This is a genomic window from Streptomyces carminius, from assembly GCF_002794255.1.
Taxonomy (GTDB): Bacteria; Actinomycetota; Actinomycetes; order Streptomycetales; family Streptomycetaceae; genus Streptomyces; species Streptomyces carminius.
In genome coordinates this window covers 160,358-177,926 of record NZ_PGGW01000061.1, presented here as the reverse complement: position 1 = coordinate 177,926, position 17,569 = coordinate 160,358, and the positions used below count along the sequence as shown (strand labels likewise).

Genomic DNA, 17,569 nt, shown 5'->3' with positions numbered 1-17,569 from the left:
GCACCGCACGCGTCCGGCCGGCCCCGGCACCGCCGGAGGCCGGCCGGACGCGGCTGGCTCACGCCGCCCCGGTGCGGGGCAGTCCGAAGCGCTCCCGCGCCTGCTCGGGGACGAGATCGAGGTAGGCGCCGGGGTCCCGCTCGACGACCTCGCGGACGTACGAGCAGAACGGCAGGACGACCAGCCCCCGGCGGCGGACGTCGTCGAGCGCCGCGGTGACCAGCCGCCTCGCCATGCCGCGGCCGGCGAACTCCGGCAGGGTCTCGGTGTGGGTGAGGGCGATCCTCCCGCCGGTGATCTCGTAGGCGCAGAAGCCCGCCAGCCGTTCGCCGTCGTGGATCTCGTAGCGGTTCTCGGCGGTGTTGTCGCGGACGCCGATGCTCATGGTGCGCTCCCCTCGGAATGCCGGCCGCCGGAGGCCGGACGCGCGCCGCCGCGCTGCCAGTGGGGCGCGGCGACCGGGATGCGCGGCAGGGCGGAGTCCACCCGGCCGAACCGGTCGTCCCGCGCGGCCCAGGAGGCGTGGGCGGCGTCGATCTCCTCCCGGGTGCGGCCGACGAAGTTCCACCACATCAGGATCGGTTCCTCGAACGGTTTCCCGCCCAGCAGGATCGCCCGGGCCGGTTCGCGCGCCTCGACGCGGAGCTCGTCGCGGCCCTCGCCCAGGTAGCCGAGCCTGCCGGGGCGCAGCGGCTGCCCGTGGACGGCGACGGCGCCCGTCAGGACGATCAGCGCGTACTCGAAGCCGGTGCGCAGCGGCACCGTGGCCGGTGCGCGCAGGTCCAACTCGACGCCGACCAGCGGGGTGTCGTACCGGGCCGGGCTGGCGGCCCCGCCGAAGTCGCCGACCAGGACGGTCGCCGCGCCCGCGCCGCCGTCCAGCTCGGTCCGGGGCAGCTCGGTGTGGTGCTCGAAGGCGGCCGGTCCGTGCCGGGTGGCCTCGGGCAGGGCGACCCACAGCTGGATGCCCTCCAGGGTGCCGCGGTAGTGGCCGGTGGCCTCCTCGGCGTGGGAGACGCCGCCGCCGGCGGTCATCAGGTTGAGCTGGCCGGGCCGGATCACCTGCTCGGAGCCGAGGCTGTCGCGGTGCAGCACCTGCCCGTCGGTGAGCCAGGTGACGGTCTGCAGCCCGATGTGCGGGTGCGGGCCGATGTCCAGTCCGCTGTTCTCGGTGACGTCGGCCGGGCCCATGTGGTCGGCGAAGCACCAGGCGCCGACCGTGCGCCGGCCCCGGCGCGGCAGCGCGCGGCGTACCCGGAACCTGCCCACCGTCGCCTCGCGGCTCTCGCCGACCTCCACGCACGGGGCGGTGGGATGGCCGGTGTCGGCCCGGGTCGGGGGTGCGTCGGCCGTGCCGACCGGTCCGCTCATCGCGGCTCCTCGTCTTTCCGCAGTCTTCCCGCAGTCTTCCCGCACCGCCGTCCGCCGGGCCGGATCCCTGCGGAAAGACGCGGTGCGGGGGCTGGTGTACCCGGGTACGCGCCCGGTAAAAGGCGGATGGGAGTCCGTGCCCCGGCCGGGCGCGTGCCCGCACCCCCCACGGGGCAGGAAGCGGAGGGCGGTACCGGCCCCCGGAGCGGCGGCGGCCCGCACGGCGCGGCCCTTCGCACACCGCATCGGAAGGGGAACGCAGTGCCCGCGCTTGAATGGATTCATGTCGACGGTGACCGGCTCGCGGACGAGCACGGCCGGACGGTCGTACTGACCGGCGTCGGCCTCGGCGGCTGGATGAACATGGAGAACTTCGTCACCGGCTACCCCGGCAGCGAGGGGGAGATCCGCCGCCTGCTCCGGGAGGCGACGGGCCGGGAGGCGTACCACGCCTTCTTCGACGCCTTCCTGACCGGCTTCTTCGACGAGGCGGACGCCCGGTACCTCGCCTCTCTCGGCATGAACTGCGTCCGCGTCCCGGTCAACTACCGGCACTTCGAGGACGACGGCCGGCCCATGGAGTGGAAGGAGGCCGGCTTCGCCGCCCTCGACCGGGTCGTCACCCTGCTGGCGGAACACGGCCTGTACTCGGTCATCGACCTCCACGCGCTGCCCGGCGCGCAGAACCAGCACTGGCACAGCGACAACCCCACCCACCGCGCCGCCTTCTGGATCCACCGGCACTTCCAGGACCGCGCCGTGGCCCTGTGGGAGGAGCTCGCCGACCGCTACAGGGACCGTCCCGAGGTCGCCGGGTACAACCTCGTCAACGAGCCGTCCGACCCGACCGGCGAGGCCCTGCTCGCCTTCTACGAGCGGCTGGAGAAGGCCGTCCGGGCGGTCGACGGCCGCCATGTGCTCTTCCTCGACGGCAACCGGTACTCGACCGACTTCTCCGTCTTCACCCGCCGCGCCGAGCCGTTCCCCAACTGCGTCTACACCGCGCACGACTACGCCCTGCCCGGCATCGCGGGCGCCACCGCCTACCCCGGGGTGACGCGGGGGGAGTACTTCGACCGCTCGGTCGTCGAGGGGACGTTCCTGCGCCGGACCCGCTTCATGCGCGAGACCGGGACACCCGTGTGGATCGGCGAGTTCGGGCCCGTCTACCCCACCGGCCGGCCGGTGGAGGAGTGGCGCTACGCCCTGCTCCGCGACCAACTGGAGATCTACCGGGAGCACGGGGCCGGCTGGTCGCTGTGGACCTACAAGGACATCGGCCTGCAGGGGCTGGTGCACGCGGCGCCCGACAGCCCCTACCTGCGCCGCGTCCGCCCCGCCCTGGAGCAGAAGGACCGGCTCGGTGTGGACTCCTGGGGAGGCTCGGACGCGGGCGTGCGCGATGTCCTGGATCCCATCGACGCGCTCTTCGAGCGGGAGTTCCCCGGCTACGAGCCCTACCCGTGGGGCAGACGGCAGCACATCGCCCTGCTGGTGCGGCACATCCTGCTCGCCGAGCCCCTCGCCGAACGCTTCGCCGCGCTCTTCGCGGGGATCACGCCGGAGGAGGCCGTGGAGGCGGCGCACTCCTTCCGGTTCGAGCACACGGTGGAGCGCACCGGCCTGACGGCGGTGCTGCGGGAGCACCTGCTCGGCGCGGGGCCGTCCGGTCCGGCCGCCGGGGGTGCCCGGAACACCGGCTGAGGACCGGCCCGCGGCCGGTCACGCCACCGGCCGCCGGGCCCGGGCGGTGCCTGGGGACGCCGTCCCCGGGGTGAGCCCAGCCCTGGCTGCGGATGGTGCCCCGGCCGATCGTGGAGCAGGCGCCGGGAATCCGGACGGCCGGACGCACCGGCCACCGGTCCCGGCGTCCCCGGGCCGCGAACGGCCGGGGCCGGACCCCGCGGAAGGCAGGAGACCCATGCGCGCCGTCACCCAGTACACCCTCGGCGACCCGTCCGTACTCGAGCTCACCGAGGCCGCCCGTCCGGAACCGGGACCTGGGCAGGTGCTGATCAGGACCGGGGCGGTCGGCGTCAACCCGGTCGACGGCCACGTGCGGTCGGGGGCCATGCCGATGCTGGGCGAACCGCCCTTCACCGTCGGCTGGGACGTGGCCGGCACCGTCGAGACCCCCGGCCCCGGCGTGTCGGCCTTCGCCCCCGGCGACGAGGTCCTCGGCATGCTCGCCCTCCCGGGAGCGGGCAGCACCTACGCCGAGTACGTCCTGGCCTCGGTCAACGAGATCGTCCGCAAGCCGGCCGGGCTCACCGTCGAGCAGGCGGCGGGCCTGCCGATGGCCGGTCTCACCGCCTGGCAGAGCCTCGTCGGCCTCGCCCGGCTCCGGCCGGGGCAGCGGGTGCTGGTGCACCGGGCGGCCGGCGGCGTCGGCCATCTCGCGGTGCAGATCGCCAAGGCCCGCGGCGCCCACGTGACCGGTACGGCGAGCGCGGGCAAGCACGGCCTGCTGCGCCGCCTCGGGGTGGACCGGCCGGTGGACTACCGTACCGAGGACTTCGCCGAGGCCGGCCGGTTCGACGTGGTGTTCGACCTCGTCGGAGGCGAGTACGGCGAGCGCTCCGCCCGCACCCTCGACCCCGGCGGCGTCCTGGTCAGCGCCTACCCCCAGGACACCGGCGTCACGGCGGAGCTGGTCGCCGGGCTCGGCATCCGGCACGCCCGCACCTTCGTGAGCCCGTCCGCGCCCGACCTGGCGCGGCTGGCGGCGCTGGTCGACGAGGGGCGGCTCACCGTCCACGTCGACCAGGTGCTGCCGCTGGCCGAGGCGGCCAAGGCGCACGAGCTCGTCGCCGCCGGCTCGGCCACCGGCAAGCTCGTCCTGGTGCCCTGACGTCCGCCGCGCCCACCTGCCCACCTGTCCACCCGCACACGGACCGACGAAGACGACGAGAACGAGGAGCCCTCTCATGAAACGGCGGACAGCACTGCTCTCCGGCGCCGCTCTGGCCACGGCCCTGACCCTGCCCTCACATGCGCACGCGCACACCGCGCCGTCCGGCCCGGCGCCCGCCCCGCCCCGCGGGCGCGGCTGGCGAACCCTGGCGCCGATCGGGAGCGGGCCCCGGCAGGAGCACGGTGTCGCCGCGGTCGGCGACAAGGTCTACGTCATCGGCGGCATCGTCCCCGACCCGGCCGGCGGCTTCGCCACCACCGGCCGGGTGGACGTCTACGACACCCGGCGCGGCACCTGGTCGCAGGCGGCCCCGCTGCCCGTCGCGATGAACCATCCCAACGCGGCGGTGGTGGACGGCCGGCTCCACGTCCTGGGCGGGCTGTCCGGCGGCGTCTCGTGGCAGGCGCTGCGCGACTGCTTCGTCCTCGACCCGCGCACGGACCGCTGGGAGCGGCTGCCGCCGATGCCCGCGGGCACCGAGCGGGGCAGCGCCGCGATGGGGGTGTACCGGGGCCGGATCCACCTCGCGGGCGGCATGCGCGTCCTGGAGCCGACGGGCCCCGGCGGCCTCCAGGACACGGTGGGCGAGGTGTCCTCCTACGACACCGCCACCGGCCGCTGGGAGACCCTGCCGGACCTGCCGCAGCCGCGCGACCACGTCGGCGGAGCCGTCGTCGGCACGGTGCTCTACGTGGTCGGCGGCCGGGACCGGGGGCAGCTGAACGTACGGGACACCGTCTACGCGCTCGACCTGCGCCACCGGCGCCGCTGGTCCGAGCGGACCCCGATGCCGACCGCCCGCGGCGGCCTCGCCGCCGCGGCCGTGGGCCGCTGGATCCACACCTTCGGCGGCGAGGGCAACGTGGTGGACGGCGTGCACACCGTCTTCCCGGAGACCGAGGCGTACGACACCTTCCGCGACCGCTGGCGGCGGCTCGACCCGATGCCGGTGCCGCGCCACGGCACCGCCGCCGTCGCCGTACGCGGCACGATCCACATCCCCGGCGGCGGCACCACGCCGGGCGCCGGCCCGGTGGACGTCCACGACGCCTACCGCCCGGGGGGTCCGGACTGGTAGCCGCCTCCGCCCGCGGCGCCCCGGGCCGGTGTCCGGCGGTGCCGCGGTGCGGACCGGCCGGCCGCCGGCCGCCGGCGGGCCCCGGGGACCGGGAGCCGGGACCCGGTCCGCGGCACGTTCGGGAGGCGGCCTTCCCCGGCCGCGCAGTGGACCGGCCGGGGCCCCCGGTCCCGGCCGGGGGTGCGCCGCTGTGGGGCACGAGGGCCTTCCCGCCGGGCCCCGGCGCGGACGCCGTGATTCCGCACCGGGCCGGGAAGGCCCTCATCCACCCAAGGCTCCCTCAGCCGGGCCTGTCCGTCCGTTCACGGCCCCGTGAGCGGCACACCCGGTGCCGCGTCTGATGCCACGTCGGCCAAGGACACGGACAGGAGCGGCTGTACACGGCTTCCAACAATGGGATCCTCTCGGCCTCTCGGCCCGGGGACCCGGGGAGGCCCCGGAGCCCGGGACACCTCGCCGCCGGGCGGACCCCGGCCGACGTGTCAGGGCAGCGGGACGAAGCCCTCGTGCCGCACCGACCAACCGGGCCCGAACCCGGGCGCGGTACGCGCCGCACCCTCCCAGCCGCCGACCATGAGCGCGACCGCCGCCAGCAGGCCCCCATTGCCCGGCAGGTACAGCGGCAGCGAGTCGTCCTGCCGGTTGTGGCCGTTGGGCAGATGGCGGTTCTTCGGCACGTCCAGCAGCAGCGCCCGCACCGCCAGGTCCGGGCGGCCCAGCCGGGTGGCGGTCATCGCGGCCATGGGGAAGTCCCAGCCCCAGGCGCTGTCCCAGTCCCAGTCGGCGAGCACCGACTCCAGGGTGCGCTCCATCACCGCCGGGTCCACCAGCGGCGTCATCGGGACCACCCCCAGCGCGCCGAGCATGCTGGGGTGGTCGGTGCGCAGCGTGTACGGCGGTACGTCGATCGCCGCGTACACGCCGTCGCGCACCCGGGGCGGGACCAGTGCGTCCGCCACCCGCCGCCATCTCTCGCACCGGCGCAGCCCCAGCCGGGCCCGCCAGTCGTCCGCCACGCCCAGTGCCCAGGCCCAGTAGGCGAGTTCGAAGGCGGGGTTGCGCAGCCGGCGGCGGTCGGCGGCGTAGGACTCCTGAGCGGGGACCAGCGGCGGGGCGAGTTCGAAGCCGCGTGGGGTCCGCTCGGGCAGCGCGGCCATGAAGGCGGCGGTGTCCAGCACCAGCGGGGCCCACCGCTCCAGGGTCTCCCGGTCCCCGGGGCGGGCCCGGCGGACGAGCTCGGCCAGATGGATCGGGTGTGGCTGCTGCCACAGCAGGAAGGGGCCGATGTCGCTGGGCGTCTCCTCGCCGGAAGGGCCCGTCTGCTTGGGCCAGCGCACCCCGGGCAACCCCTGCCGGGCGGCGGTGGCACGGGCGCGCGGGCGGATCGTGTCGTACCAGGCGAGGGAGCGCTCCAGCAGTTCCGGCCGCCCCCAGGCGGGGAAGTGGGCCGCGTGCCACCAGTGCATCTCCAGATGGAACTTGCCGCGCCAGGAGTTGGCGGTCAGCCCGGTCTCGGCCGGGGGCAGCGACCCGGCGCAGTGGATCCGGGTGAGGTACTGGGAGAGCACGATCCGGCGCTCCAGCTCGGCGGCGCGCGGGTCCGTACTGCCCGACAGGTCCACGGCGGCACCGGAGGACCAGAACGACGCCCAGCCCGACGCGGCGGCGGCGAGGACCTCCTCGCCGGTGAGATCCGGTCCGTCAGGTGTGCCGCCGGACCCGCCGCCCGGTGTGAACTCCACGGCGCAGACGAGGCGGCTGCCGCTCCCGCGGACGGTGACCCGGTGGGGGCCGGTGCCGTCACCGCTGTCCCCGCCGTCGCCGCTGTCCCCGCCGTCGCCGCCGTTCTCGACGGTGAGATCCGGGCCGTGGACGTGGACGGTGTAGCGGGTGCCGTCGAGGGTGTGTTCGATGCGCCGTCCGCCGTGCTCGCGGCACAGCCGGGTGCGGTGTGCCCCCGGGCGCGACCAGTCGGCGGCGTTCCCCCACGCCCCCGAGCCGTAGGGGAACGCCAGCGCCAGACCGACCGCCGCCCCCTCCTCGGCGGTGATCTCCACCCCGACGGCGTCGCGCCCGGGGTGCACGGCCGTCCGGACGGTGAAGCGCCGGCCGCGCAGCCGGAACCGGCTGGTAATCACGCCCCGGGCCGGGTCGAGTTCCTGGTGGATGCCGGTCAGGTCCGCGGCCCGCACCGTGCTCCCCGGACCGGCCGTACCCGCCGTGTCCGCCGTCCACAGGCCGATCCGGGCGAGGTCCAGCCGGTGCGGGTTGGCCCGCAGCCACTCCTCGGCCGGGGTCAGGCCGTCCTGCGCGGTGGCCGACAGCGTCCCGCCGAGGTCGACGAAGTCGGCCGGGCCGTGCGCCGTGTCGTACCGGCGCATCGTCGAGGCGAGCCCGCGGCTCTCCTCCCCGCGCGGGGGGATGGAGTGCCAACCCCACTGCGCCATCGTCGCCAGCAGGGTCCCCACTCCCTGCCCGTACCGGTCGGGAAGGGGGTAGTGGTCCGGCAGTGACTGCAGGCCGGTCACGTCGACGGTGAACGCGAACTCGCCGTTGCCCACGGCCGGCGGGGACCGTCCGAGGATCCCGTCGGCCACGACGCGGTGGCGCGCGACCACGGCCGCGCGGTCGAGCGTCACACCGAGTCCAGTGCCTGCTTCATCTCCGCCACCCACTCCTTCGCCGCCTCGGCCGGGGACTTCCGGCCGAACAGCACCTCGGAGTCGAGCCGGGTGGTGACGTCGTTCAGCGAGGAACCGCCGGCCGGGGGCACCGGGGCGGCGGGCGCGCCGTTGGCGGCGACCTGCTCGATGTAGTCGGCGTTGGCCCGGCCGGCCTCGTCCAGGAGCGGGGAGATGGCCTCCCGCACCTCGCTGTTGAACGGCAGCCCGCGGTTGTCGAGGATCTTCTTGCCCGCCTCGGGCGAGTTGACCAGGTAGTCGACCAGCTTGGCGGCGGCCTCGGGGTGCTCGGACTGCTTGGAGATCGCGTAGTACTGGGAGGGCAGGACGGTCGTCCCCGGCTGCTCGTACTGCTTCTCGCCGGGGAGGTCGACGATCCGCAGATCGGCCCCCGAGGCCTTCGCGTAGACGCCCAGCAGGTTCGAGTAGGTGATCGTCATGGCCGCCTTGCCCTGGCCCATGAGCGTTTGCTCCGGCGGGACCGCGGCGCGCTCGGTGACCAGCTCGGCGGGCGGCATGCCCTTGTCCGCCAGCAGCTTCCGCTCCATGGCGAAGTAGTCCTCGACCGTGGCGGCGGACACGCCGAGTTCGCCCTGCTCGTCGAAGATGGGTGTGCCGCGCTGGCCCGAGTAGACCCCGAGGGTGTCGTTGACGCGGGGCTCGAAGCCGTAGGTGCCCCGCGGGGTGCCCTCGGTCACCTCGGCGGCGAGCTCCGTGAACTGCTCCCAGGTCCAGGTGTCGGTGTCGGGCAGCTCCACCCCGGCGGCCTCGAGGACCTCCGGGTTGACGAACATCCCGATGGCGTTGCCGCCGGTGGGCACCCCGTAGAGGGTGCCGTCGAACTTCGCCGCCGCGAGGGTGGACTCCGGGAACTTCGACAGCTCCAACTCGCCGGAGACCTGACCCAGGTCGAGCAGCGCGCCCCGGTCGCTGTACTCGCGGGGGTAGGCACCGCCGAGCGTCATCACGTCGGGGGCGTCGCCGGCGGCGGTCCCCGTGGCGAGCTTGTCGAAGTAGGCGTCGATGTCGCTGGTCTCGGTCTCGACGGTGATGTCCGGGTTGGCCTTCTCGAAGTCGGCCAGCACGCTCTTGGTGGTCGCCGCGCGCTCGCTGTCGCCCCACCAGGCGAACCGGATGGTCGCCTTGCCGTCCGAGCCGCCGTCGCCGCTGCCGCCGTCCGTCGCCGAGTCGCCGCAGCCGCCGAGCGTCGCCAGCGCGGCGAGCGCCGCCCCGGCCGCCGCGGCGGTCCGGAGTCTGCGCCGGGTCCTCAGGATGTTCCGGATGGTCCGCATCGCTGCACCTCGTCTCTCGTGAGCCTCTCGTGGGCCTCTCGTGGCGCGTTCGGGTGACTTGGCAGCATGTGCTCCGACGGAGTGGCTGCATTGTGTTGAATCGTCTCAATGCGGTGACGGCCGCACCCGGTCCGGGAAATCGATTTCCCGGGGAAGTTAACGGGAGCGTCACATCGTGTCAACGCCTCGGAACGTTCTCGCCGGACGCCCGCCGGAACTCACGCCGCAACTCACAGGGGTTGACCCACCGGTGACGCATGCCATACTCGGCGCCCATAAATTGCTTTCCCGGAGAAAGACGCCTGGTCCCACAGGCCGACGGAGGGGGCTGCACATGAGTGGCATCGGCGAGCTCCGCGGGCTCGCCAGGTCCAGGCGGTCCGGACCGGGCAAGACGGCGGGGCCCTCCTCGGGGCCCGCGGGGAGGACCGGGAACGCCGGGAACGCCGGGAACCCCAGAAAGGCTGGAAAGGCCGGAAAGGCCGGAAACAAGGACAACCGGGTCGCCTACGTCTTCCTGTTCCCCTGGCTGCTCGGCATCGTGTTCATCACCATCGGGCCGGTTCTCGCCTCGCTGTACCTGTCCTTCACGGACTACAACCTGCTCCAGCCGCCCGGGTTCGCGGGCCTGGAGAACTACACCAGGATGTGGGAGGACAGCCGGTTCTGGGCGTCGCTGAAGGTGACGCTCCTGTACGTGGTGTTCTCCGTGCCGCTGCAGCTCGCCCTGGCCCTGGGCCTGGCCCTGCTGCTGGACCGGGGGCTGCGGGGCCTGTCGTTCTACCGCTCGGTCCTCTACCTGCCCTCGCTGCTGGGCGGCTCGGTCGCGGTCGCGATCCTGTGGCGCCAGGTGTTCGGCAGCGAGGGCCTGGTGAACCAGTTCCTCGGGCTGTTCGGCATCGAGGGGCCGGGGTGGATATCCAACCCTTCCACCGCCCTGGGCACCATCGTCCTGCTGCACATCTGGACGTTCGGCTCACCCATGGTGATCTTCCTCGCCGGGCTGCGCCAGATCCCGCGCATGTACTACGAGGCCGCGGAGGTGGACGGGGCCTCCGTCCCGCGCCGCTTCCGGTCGGTCACCCTGCCGCTGCTGAGCCCGATCATTTTCTTCAACCTGGTGCTGCAGACCATCTTCGCCTTCCAGTCCTTCACCCAGGCGTTCATCGTCTCCGGGGGCACGGGCGGGCCGAGCGATTCGACCCTCTTCACCACCCTGTACATCTACAAGACGGGATTCGGACAGTTCCAGATGGGATACGCCTCGGCGATGGCCTGGGCGCTCCTGATCATCGTCGCCGCCTTCACCGCCGTGAACTTCTGGGCCTCGAAATTCTGGGTGTTCTATGACGACTGAGACTGAATCCATTCAGCCGGTGTCGGCCGCGGTCGCCAAGAGCCCCGCACCCGCCTCACCCCCGCCCCCGGCCCGGCGTCGCGCCGGCCGTCGGCGCCTGTCCGGCCTGCTCAAGCACGTCCTGCTCACCGGTCTCGCGCTGACGATGATCTACCCGCTCATCTGGCTGGTCGTCAGCTCCTTCCGGCCGGGTGACACGATCTTCCGCGATCCGGCGCTGAGCCTTCAGGGCCTCACACTGGAGAACTACGGCAACGGCTGGACGGCCCTCGGCTCGCCCTTCAGTGCCTACCTGTGGAACTCGGCACTGCTGGTGTTCGGCACGATCGTCGGCAACCTGTTCTCCTGCTCGCTGGCCGCCTACGCCTTCGCCCGGCTGCGGTTCCGCGGCCGCAGAACGCTCTTCGCGATCATGCTGGGCACGATCATGCTGCCCATCCACGTCCTGATCGTCCCGCAGTACGTGCTCTTCTCCGAGCTCCACATGCTCAACACGTTCCTGCCGCTGGTCCTGCCGAAGTTCCTCGCCACGGACGCGTTCTTCGTCTTCCTCATGGTCCAGTTCATCCGCTCCCTGCCGCGCGAGCTGGACGAGGCGGCCCGCATCGACGGCGCGGGCCACCCGCGGATCTTCCTGCAGGTGATCCTGCCGCTGATGGTGCCCGCCCTGGCCACCACCGCGATCTTCACCTTCATCGGCACCTGGAACGACTTCTTCGGCCAGCTCATCTACCTGACCCGGGAGGAGAACTGGACCGCCCCGCTGGCCCTGCGGACCTTCCTCGACGCGCAGTCGGTCTCCAACTACGGCGGCATGTTCGCCATGTCCGTGGTCTCGCTCCTGCCGCTCTTCCTGATGTTCCTCGTCGGCCAGCGCTGGCTGCTGCGGGGCATCGCGACCACGGGCATCAAGTGACCTGATCCCGCGCCCGCGCACCGCCGTCACCCCCCGCACCCGCCACCCGCACGCAGGAACCGGAAGGAACCAAGTGCCCGCCTCCGTCTCCCCGTTGCCCCCGCCGTCCCCGCCTTCCTTGCCGTCCCCGCCGCGCTACGCCCTCGTCGGGGCCGGCTCCCGCGCCCAGATGTACCTCGACGCCGTCACCGGACCGCACGCCTCCCGTGCCCGCCTCGTCGCCTGGAGCGACACCAACCCCGGCCGGCTCGACGTGTACGAGCGCCGCCTGCGCGCGGCCGGGGCCGAGGCGCCCGCCCGGTTCGCCCCCGGTGAGCTGGCCGACGCGGTGCGCCGCCACCGGATCGACCGCGTCATCGTCACCACCCCCGACGACACCCACGCCGACCTCGTCACGACCGTCCTGTACGCCGGTGCCGACGTGATCGTGGAGAAGCCGCTGACCACCACCGAGGAGGGGGTCCGCCGCATCGCCGAGGCCGCCGGACGCACCGGCCGGCAGGTCACCGTCACGTTCAACTACCGCTACGCGCCGCGCAACGCCGAACTGAGGCGCGTCATCGCCTCCGGCGCGATAGGCCGGGTCACCTCGGTGCACTTCGAGTGGCTGCTGGACACCGCCCACGGCGCCGACTACTTCCGCCGCTGGCACCGCGACAAGGCCGTCTCCGGCGGCCTGCTGGTGCACAAGTCCACCCACCACTTCGACCTCGTCAACTGGTGGCTCGGCGACCTCCCCGCCCGCGTCTTCGCCAGTGGCGGACTGCGCTTCTACGGCGCCGAGGCCGCCGCCCGCCGCGGCCTCGGGCCGCGCCCCGGGCGCGGCACCACCGACTCCCCGCTGCGCGACGCCTTCAGCCTCGACCTGCGCCACGAGCCGCTGTACAAGGAGATTTACCTGGACCAGGAGCACCACGACGGCTACCGCCGCGACCAGGACGTCTTCGACCCCGGCATCACCATCGAGGACAATCTCTCCCTCGTCGTCGACTACGCCTCCGGCGCCTCCATGGCGTACTCCCTCAACGCCCACGCCCCCTGGGAGGGCTACACCGTCGGGGTCAACGGCACCGAGGGCCGCGCCGAACTCACCGTCGTCGAACGCGGCTCGGTGCGGGTGGACGCCGACGGTCATGTGGTCATCGACCCGAGTGCCCGGCCGGACCTCGTCGACGGCGGCACCGACGGCACCGACGACGCCGAACGCCCGGTGGGGGAGCGGCTGGTGGTGCAGCGCCACTTCGAACCCGCCCGTGAGGTGCCGATCCCCAAGGCCGGGGGCGGCCACGGCGGCGGTGACGACGTCCTGCTGTGCGACGTGTTCGCCGGGGCGGAGGGCGGTTCCCCCGGTTCCCCCGGTTCCCCCGGTGACCCGCTGGGCCGCGCGGCGTCCTGGCGGGACGGCGTACGGTCCGTCGCCGTGGGCCTGGCCGCCAACCGCTCCCTGACCACCGGGCAGGCGGTGCGCGTCGCCGGTCTCGACCTCGGCGATGCGGCTTCCCTGCTGGCCGCGGACGGCTTCCGGGCCGGGGCCTGAGGGCGGCCTGTCCCCGGCCCCGGCGGGGCCGCCTACGAGTATCAATGTCGGTGGTGGGTGGCAGCATCGGGCGTATGACGGACACCACGACGTTCGACTGGCGGTCCTTCCTGCTCAGGTGGAGCGGGGAGTGGGCGGATTCCCTGCCGGAGGGTGAGACGCGGAGCGAGGACGACGAGGCCGCGCGGCGGACCCGCTGGCTGGGGTTACCGCCCGCCTCCGAGGAGCGGATCACGGCCATGGAGGAGCGCCTCGGCCGCCGGATGCCCCCGTCGTACCGGGAGTTCCTCAAGGTCAGCGACGGGTGGCGGCACGCGGGCGGGTTCGTGTGGCTGCTGGCGGGGACCGAGAGCGCGCGCTGGCACGACAACGCGTCGGGGCTCGCGGACATGTTCGAGGAGTACCTGGACGAGGACGCCGGACCCGAGGAGCGTCGGGAGGCGGACCTCTGGCGGCGCGGACTGCAACTCGACGTGGAGTCCGACATCACCCACGTCCTGATGGACCCGGAGGACGTGGGCGAGGACGGCGAGTGGGCCGTGTACACCTGGGCGAGCTGGCGGGCCGAGTCACCCGAGCGGCACGCGAACTTCCTGGAGTTCATGCGGGACATGTACCGGGAGTTCCACCGCTTGCGGGCGCGCCGTGGTGACGGTGACGAGGAGCCGGCGTTCGCCAACGACACCACGCGGGAGCTGGACGCGCTCGTGGAAGAGGCCCGGCAGGAGGCGCTGCGCGGCGGGTGGGAGCGGGCCCGGGAGGCGCTGGACGAGGCCCGGAAGTACGGCAGGCCGCGGGCCGCCGGGCTGGGCGACCAGATACGCCGTCTCCTCGGGCAGACCTACCTGGTGCGCTTCGAGGATCTGGTGACGGACCCGCGGTACGCGCCCGAGGTGCTGCCACCGCTGGTGGTGGAGTACGCGGAGCACTCCTACAAGGAAGACTCCACGCTGAGGTTCCAGTTGCGCGGCGCCGGTGACGACCTGGTGGCCCTGGCCTACACGATGCTGGAGCGGATGCGGAACGGCACGTACCGGTACACCGCGGCCGGGCCGTTCGGGGAGGCGGTCGAGCGGGCCCGGGAGCTGGTGCGATGGGGGGACACCGACGGGGCGTGGCGGACGCTGCGGGACGCGCTGCCGCTGTGGGAGCCGCTGGGACCGGACCACCTGGCGCCGCTGGGGTGGGTGGCCGATCCCCTGCTCGGTCCGCTGCTGACCCCGGAGCGGGGCCGCGTGCTGCTGTCCACGCCCAGGGGCGGGCAGGCGGGCGAGGCGCCGGCCGGAACCTCCGAGCCGGCGGCCGGGCTCGACCCGGACGGCCTGGCGTGGCTCGCGGAACCGGACCGGGGCAACAAGCGCACGTCGTACCGGTTCGTCCTGGTGGAAGGGGTGGAGCCGGAGGAGCTGCCCGGGCGCCTCGCGGACGGGGACGACGCGGTACTGAACGAACCGATGACCTTCTGGGAGGCGCGCACCAGACTGCGGGGCAACCGGACCGAGTTCTCGTCCTACGACGACAAGGCGCTCATGGCGGTCGGCCGGGCCGGCGTCGGGTGGAGCTTCGCCTTCGACGGCGGCCCCGCTCCCTTCGGCGGGCGGCGGTTCGTCTCCCCGGCCGCGGCGGCCTGCGCGGGGAAGCGGGCGGTGGTGGTGTGGAGCGGTCTGCGGTCAGGGCACGGGGAGCCGTTCTTCCACCTCTCGGTGGCGCGGGACGGTGCAGAGAGGTACGCGTTCACGTTCGCGGACGGGGAGGTCCGGCGGAGCGGGGAGATACCGCGGGCGCTGGACCCGGGCCGGTTCTTCGGCGACCCGGCGGGCGGCGGTACGGGGCACGGCGCCGACACGGAACGGCTGCTGCTGGAGGCGGTGGCCCGGGAGTTCGGGGTCACCCTGTCGCGTCACGCTCTCGTGCACGGGCGGCTGCACACGTTCACCACCCGCTCCTGGACACGACCGCCGCGAGACGGTGAGCGGTACGCGGTGATCCGGTTGGGGCGGGGAGCCGCGGGCCCGGTGGACGGTGGGCGGGCGGGGGGCGAAGGGCCGGGGAACGGATAGGGCACGGGGCGGTGCCGTAAGGATCCCGGGGGAGACGGGCACGCGGTGCGGTGCGGTGCGGTGGGGTGCGGGTTCTGTGGGTGCTGGGGTCGGGGCCGGTCCGGGGCGACCATTCCGGACGGTACGATTTACGGCCGTTGCCGTGCCACGTGTCGTGGCCCGCTCATTGGCCGCAAATCGTACTTGAGTGTCCGGAACGGCCGCCCCTACCCGTCCCCTCCCGCCGTCTCCCGACTGCCGGTCCGAGTCCCGCGATCGCCCGCCTCTGCCGCACCCCGGCGATCGGACCGGCCGCCGTCGGGGCCTCGCATGAACCGTTCGCCCGGTTCGCCGTCGGACGGTGTGGGCGGGATTGTGCGGACGAGTGGTGCCGAAGGGCCTCACCCGGCTCGGTTCGGCAGGTCGGGAAGGACGACCGTGGCCAGGGGCCGTTGACGGCATCCGCCGACAGGCTGAGGTCGAACTCCCTTTCGAGCGCCGCCAATATCATCGGGAGCGCGTCCCAGTCGTCGGATTCCTCGGCCTCCGTGAAGAAGCCGACGCTTTCCAGCGCGCGGTTGAGCCGCTCGGGGAACGGGCCTTTGGGCGGTTCGAACGTCCAGTCGTCGTAAACGGCCAGGATCTCCCCGTCGCGGGCGTGGGCGGCCATGGTCGTACTGCTCAGCAGGTGCCAGGCCGACACCGCCTCGGTGCCCACCGACAGCGGGGCAAGGACGTCCCGGTCGAAGACCCGCCCGTGCGGCTGGACGTCCAGCAGGAACGTCCACTGCCCGCTGCGGCACACCCGTACCGCCGGCACGTCCGGACCGAACCGCTCGACCGCCTCCTGCACCGTGCAGTGCGGGTACGGCGCCTGAGGGGTGACGCCCAGCCGGGACAGCACCTCGTCCTGCGGCAGGCCGCGTACACATGTCAGTCCGTACTGGTCCCGGTAGGAGTGCTTGATGGCCTCGAACAGCACGGAGTGCGCCACCTGCCTCCCCCTCACGTGTCGAGAAACTGGGACACCGCCACGACCGGGACAGCATGCGCCAGGAGCGGAAGCCGCTCAAGCTGCCGGTTGCCGTCGGGTGTCTCTGTTCGTTCCGGGGGAGTGCGGCTCACGTTCGGGGGTGTGGGGGTTCGGGGAGGTGGGGATGTCCGCCGGTCATGACCAGGCGTGGGTTGCGCAGGGCCTGGAGGTCGTCCAGGGGGTTGCCGGCCACGGCCAGGAGGTCGGCGCGGTAGCCGGGGTGGAGCAGGCCGGTGTCGTGGCCGATGCCCAGGGCTTGGGCGGTCCGGTGGGTGGCCAGGTCGATGATCTGGGCCGGGGTGTGGCCGAGGTGCGCGAAGAACTCCAGGCTGGAGACGGGGTCGTCGAAGACGGCCCGGCTGATGCCCGCGTCCGTCCCGGCGATCAGCCGTACCCCCCGCTGGTGCATCCAGGCCATCCGGGCGAACATCTCCTGGGCGCGTTCGGGTCCGAAGCGGTGGGCGAAGCCACGCCAGTCGGGGCTGGCCGCCGGGCAGACCGCGATGCCCCGGGCCGCCATTTCCTCGACGACGTCCTCGCGCACCTCGAAGCCGTCCGGGCCCATCCAGGTGCAGTGCTCGATCGTGGACACCCCGGCGGCCACCGCGGCGGCGATCCCGGCGGTGCCGTGCGCGTGGGCCGCCACCGGCAGCCCGGCCTGCCGTGCTTCTTCCACTACCAGGCGCAGTTCGTCCGTGGTGAACTGCGCCGCCCAGACGGGCGGGCCGCCCCGGGTGAGGCCGCCGCCGGTGGCCATCACCTTGACCACATCGGCTCCGCGCTCGACGGTGCGCCGGACCACCCGCCGGATCGCGTCGGCTCCCTCGGCCTCTCCGCCCAGGAACCAGCAGTGCCCGCCGGGCGCCGTCAGCGGGGTGCCGGCGGCCAGGACGCGGGGGCCGGACTGCCGTCCGGCGGCGATCTCGTCGCGCAGCCGGATCGCCAGGCCGCCCCGGTCGCCCAGGTCCCGCACCGTGGTGACGCCCGCGTTCAGCAGTTGCCGTGCCCGGTGGGCCATGGTCGGCAGCAGGGCGGCGTCGTCGGTGTGCTGCAGTGCGGTGACGGGGTCCGGGCCGGCGTCGAGGACCAGGTGCACATGGGCGTCGACGAGTCCCGGCAGCAGTGTGCCGCCGGGGTAGGCGAACCGGGTGGCGTCGTGCGGGGCGCGGCCCTCCAATTCGGTCCGGGGGCCGACTGCGGTGATGACACCGCCCTGGACGAGGACCGCCCCGTCCCGCAGCAGACGGCCGTCCGGGCCGGTCACCACACCTCCCGCCGAGAGCAGGGCATCCATGAGTACTCCTTGGAGAGTTCGTGCCGTGCGGGAAAGGAGGAGCGTCACACCGTGACG

The 17,569-nt window shown here is 73.6% G+C and carries 13 protein-coding genes; 7 read left to right on the top strand and 6 right to left on the bottom strand.

What is annotated here, in order from left to right; translation table 11 throughout:
- Positions 1-58: 58 nt before the first annotated feature.
- A complete protein-coding gene (locus CUT44_RS21590) occupies positions 59-385 on the bottom strand; it encodes a GNAT family N-acetyltransferase (RefSeq protein WP_100203572.1) in 327 nt (108 codons plus the stop codon).
- Positions 382-1,371: a pirin family protein gene (locus tag CUT44_RS21585; protein ID WP_100203571.1), complete on the bottom strand. Its 990-nt coding sequence runs from the start codon at positions 1,369-1,371 to the stop codon at positions 382-384. Before CUT44_RS21585 ends, CUT44_RS21590 begins: the two co-directional genes overlap by 4 nt.
- Positions 1,372-1,632: 261 nt before the next feature.
- On the opposite strand from CUT44_RS21585, the gene CUT44_RS21580 reads away from it, so the two are divergent.
- From CUT44_RS21580 to CUT44_RS21570, 3 genes are all read left to right on the top strand, one after another.
- A complete protein-coding gene (locus CUT44_RS21580) occupies positions 1,633-3,075 on the top strand; it encodes a glycoside hydrolase family 5 protein (protein ID WP_199185789.1) in 1,443 nt (480 codons plus the stop codon).
- A gap of 217 nt (positions 3,076-3,292) precedes the next feature.
- A complete protein-coding gene (locus tag CUT44_RS21575) occupies positions 3,293-4,222 on the top strand; it encodes an NADP-dependent oxidoreductase (RefSeq protein WP_100203569.1) in 930 nt (309 codons plus the stop codon).
- A gap of 76 nt (positions 4,223-4,298) precedes the next feature.
- A complete protein-coding gene (locus CUT44_RS21570) occupies positions 4,299-5,363 on the top strand; it encodes a Kelch repeat-containing protein (protein ID WP_100203568.1) in 1,065 nt (354 codons plus the stop codon).
- Between the two features lie 482 nt (positions 5,364-5,845).
- Here the strand turns inward: CUT44_RS21570 and CUT44_RS21565 are convergent, their stop codons facing one another.
- Positions 5,846-8,002: a hypothetical protein gene (locus CUT44_RS21565; RefSeq protein WP_199185788.1), complete on the bottom strand. Its 2,157-nt coding sequence runs from the start codon at positions 8,000-8,002 to the stop codon at positions 5,846-5,848.
- On the bottom strand, positions 7,999-9,336 hold the full coding sequence (locus CUT44_RS21560) for an ABC transporter substrate-binding protein (RefSeq protein ID WP_100203566.1): 1,338 nt from the start codon (positions 9,334-9,336) through the stop codon (positions 7,999-8,001). Before CUT44_RS21560 ends, CUT44_RS21565 begins: the two co-directional genes overlap by 4 nt.
- A gap of 334 nt (positions 9,337-9,670) precedes the next feature.
- Between CUT44_RS21560 and CUT44_RS21555 the strand changes: the two genes are divergently transcribed.
- From CUT44_RS21555 to CUT44_RS21540, 4 genes are all read left to right on the top strand, one after another.
- A complete protein-coding gene (locus CUT44_RS21555; RefSeq protein ID WP_100203565.1) occupies positions 9,671-10,693 on the top strand; it encodes a carbohydrate ABC transporter permease in 1,023 nt (340 codons plus the stop codon).
- Positions 10,683-11,609 carry a carbohydrate ABC transporter permease gene (locus CUT44_RS21550; protein ID WP_100203564.1) on the top strand — a complete coding sequence of 309 codons (927 nt, stop codon included), beginning with the start codon at positions 10,683-10,685 and terminating at the stop codon, positions 11,607-11,609. The genes CUT44_RS21555 and CUT44_RS21550 overlap by 11 nt, the downstream gene beginning before the upstream one ends.
- Positions 11,610-11,727: 118 nt before the next feature.
- Entirely contained in the window at positions 11,728-13,146 is a 1,419-nt protein-coding gene (locus tag CUT44_RS21545; RefSeq protein ID WP_233221550.1) for a Gfo/Idh/MocA family protein, read from the top strand.
- 74 nt (positions 13,147-13,220) lie between these two features.
- On the top strand, positions 13,221-15,206 hold the full coding sequence (locus tag CUT44_RS21540; protein ID WP_100203563.1) for an SMI1/KNR4 family protein: 1,986 nt from the start codon (positions 13,221-13,223) through the stop codon (positions 15,204-15,206).
- Between the two features lie 163 nt (positions 15,207-15,369).
- Here CUT44_RS21540 and CUT44_RS21535 read toward each other — a convergent pair whose 3' ends face one another.
- Positions 15,370-16,179, bottom strand: coding sequence for a DUF6461 domain-containing protein (locus tag CUT44_RS21535; RefSeq protein WP_100203562.1), 810 nt, complete (start codon positions 16,177-16,179; stop codon positions 15,370-15,372).
- Positions 16,180-16,306: 127 nt separating this feature from the next.
- Positions 16,307-17,512 carry an amidohydrolase family protein gene (locus tag CUT44_RS21530; RefSeq protein ID WP_100203561.1) on the bottom strand — a complete coding sequence of 402 codons (1,206 nt, stop codon included), beginning with the start codon at positions 17,510-17,512 and terminating at the stop codon, positions 16,307-16,309.
- Positions 17,513-17,569 lie beyond the last annotated feature (57 nt).

Coding starts and splice junctions, on each gene's coding strand:
- CUT44_RS21560 (WP_100203566.1), bottom strand. CDS start 9,336: ATGCGGACCATCCGGAACATCCTGAGGACCCGGCGCAGACTCCGGACC.
- CUT44_RS21585 (WP_100203571.1), bottom strand. CDS start 1,371: ATGAGCGGACCGGTCGGCACGGCCGACGCACCCCCGACCCGGGCCGAC.
- CUT44_RS21570 (WP_100203568.1), top strand. CDS start 4,299: ATGAAACGGCGGACAGCACTGCTCTCCGGCGCCGCTCTGGCCACGGCC.
- CUT44_RS21575 (WP_100203569.1), top strand. CDS start 3,293: ATGCGCGCCGTCACCCAGTACACCCTCGGCGACCCGTCCGTACTCGAG.
- CUT44_RS21555 (WP_100203565.1), top strand. CDS start 9,671: ATGAGTGGCATCGGCGAGCTCCGCGGGCTCGCCAGGTCCAGGCGGTCC.
- CUT44_RS21590 (WP_100203572.1), bottom strand. CDS start 385: ATGAGCATCGGCGTCCGCGACAACACCGCCGAGAACCGCTACGAGATC.
- CUT44_RS21550 (WP_100203564.1), top strand. CDS start 10,683: ATGACGACTGAGACTGAATCCATTCAGCCGGTGTCGGCCGCGGTCGCC.
- CUT44_RS21530 (WP_100203561.1), bottom strand. CDS start 17,512: ATGGATGCCCTGCTCTCGGCGGGAGGTGTGGTGACCGGCCCGGACGGC.
- CUT44_RS21540 (WP_100203563.1), top strand. CDS start 13,221: ATGACGGACACCACGACGTTCGACTGGCGGTCCTTCCTGCTCAGGTGG.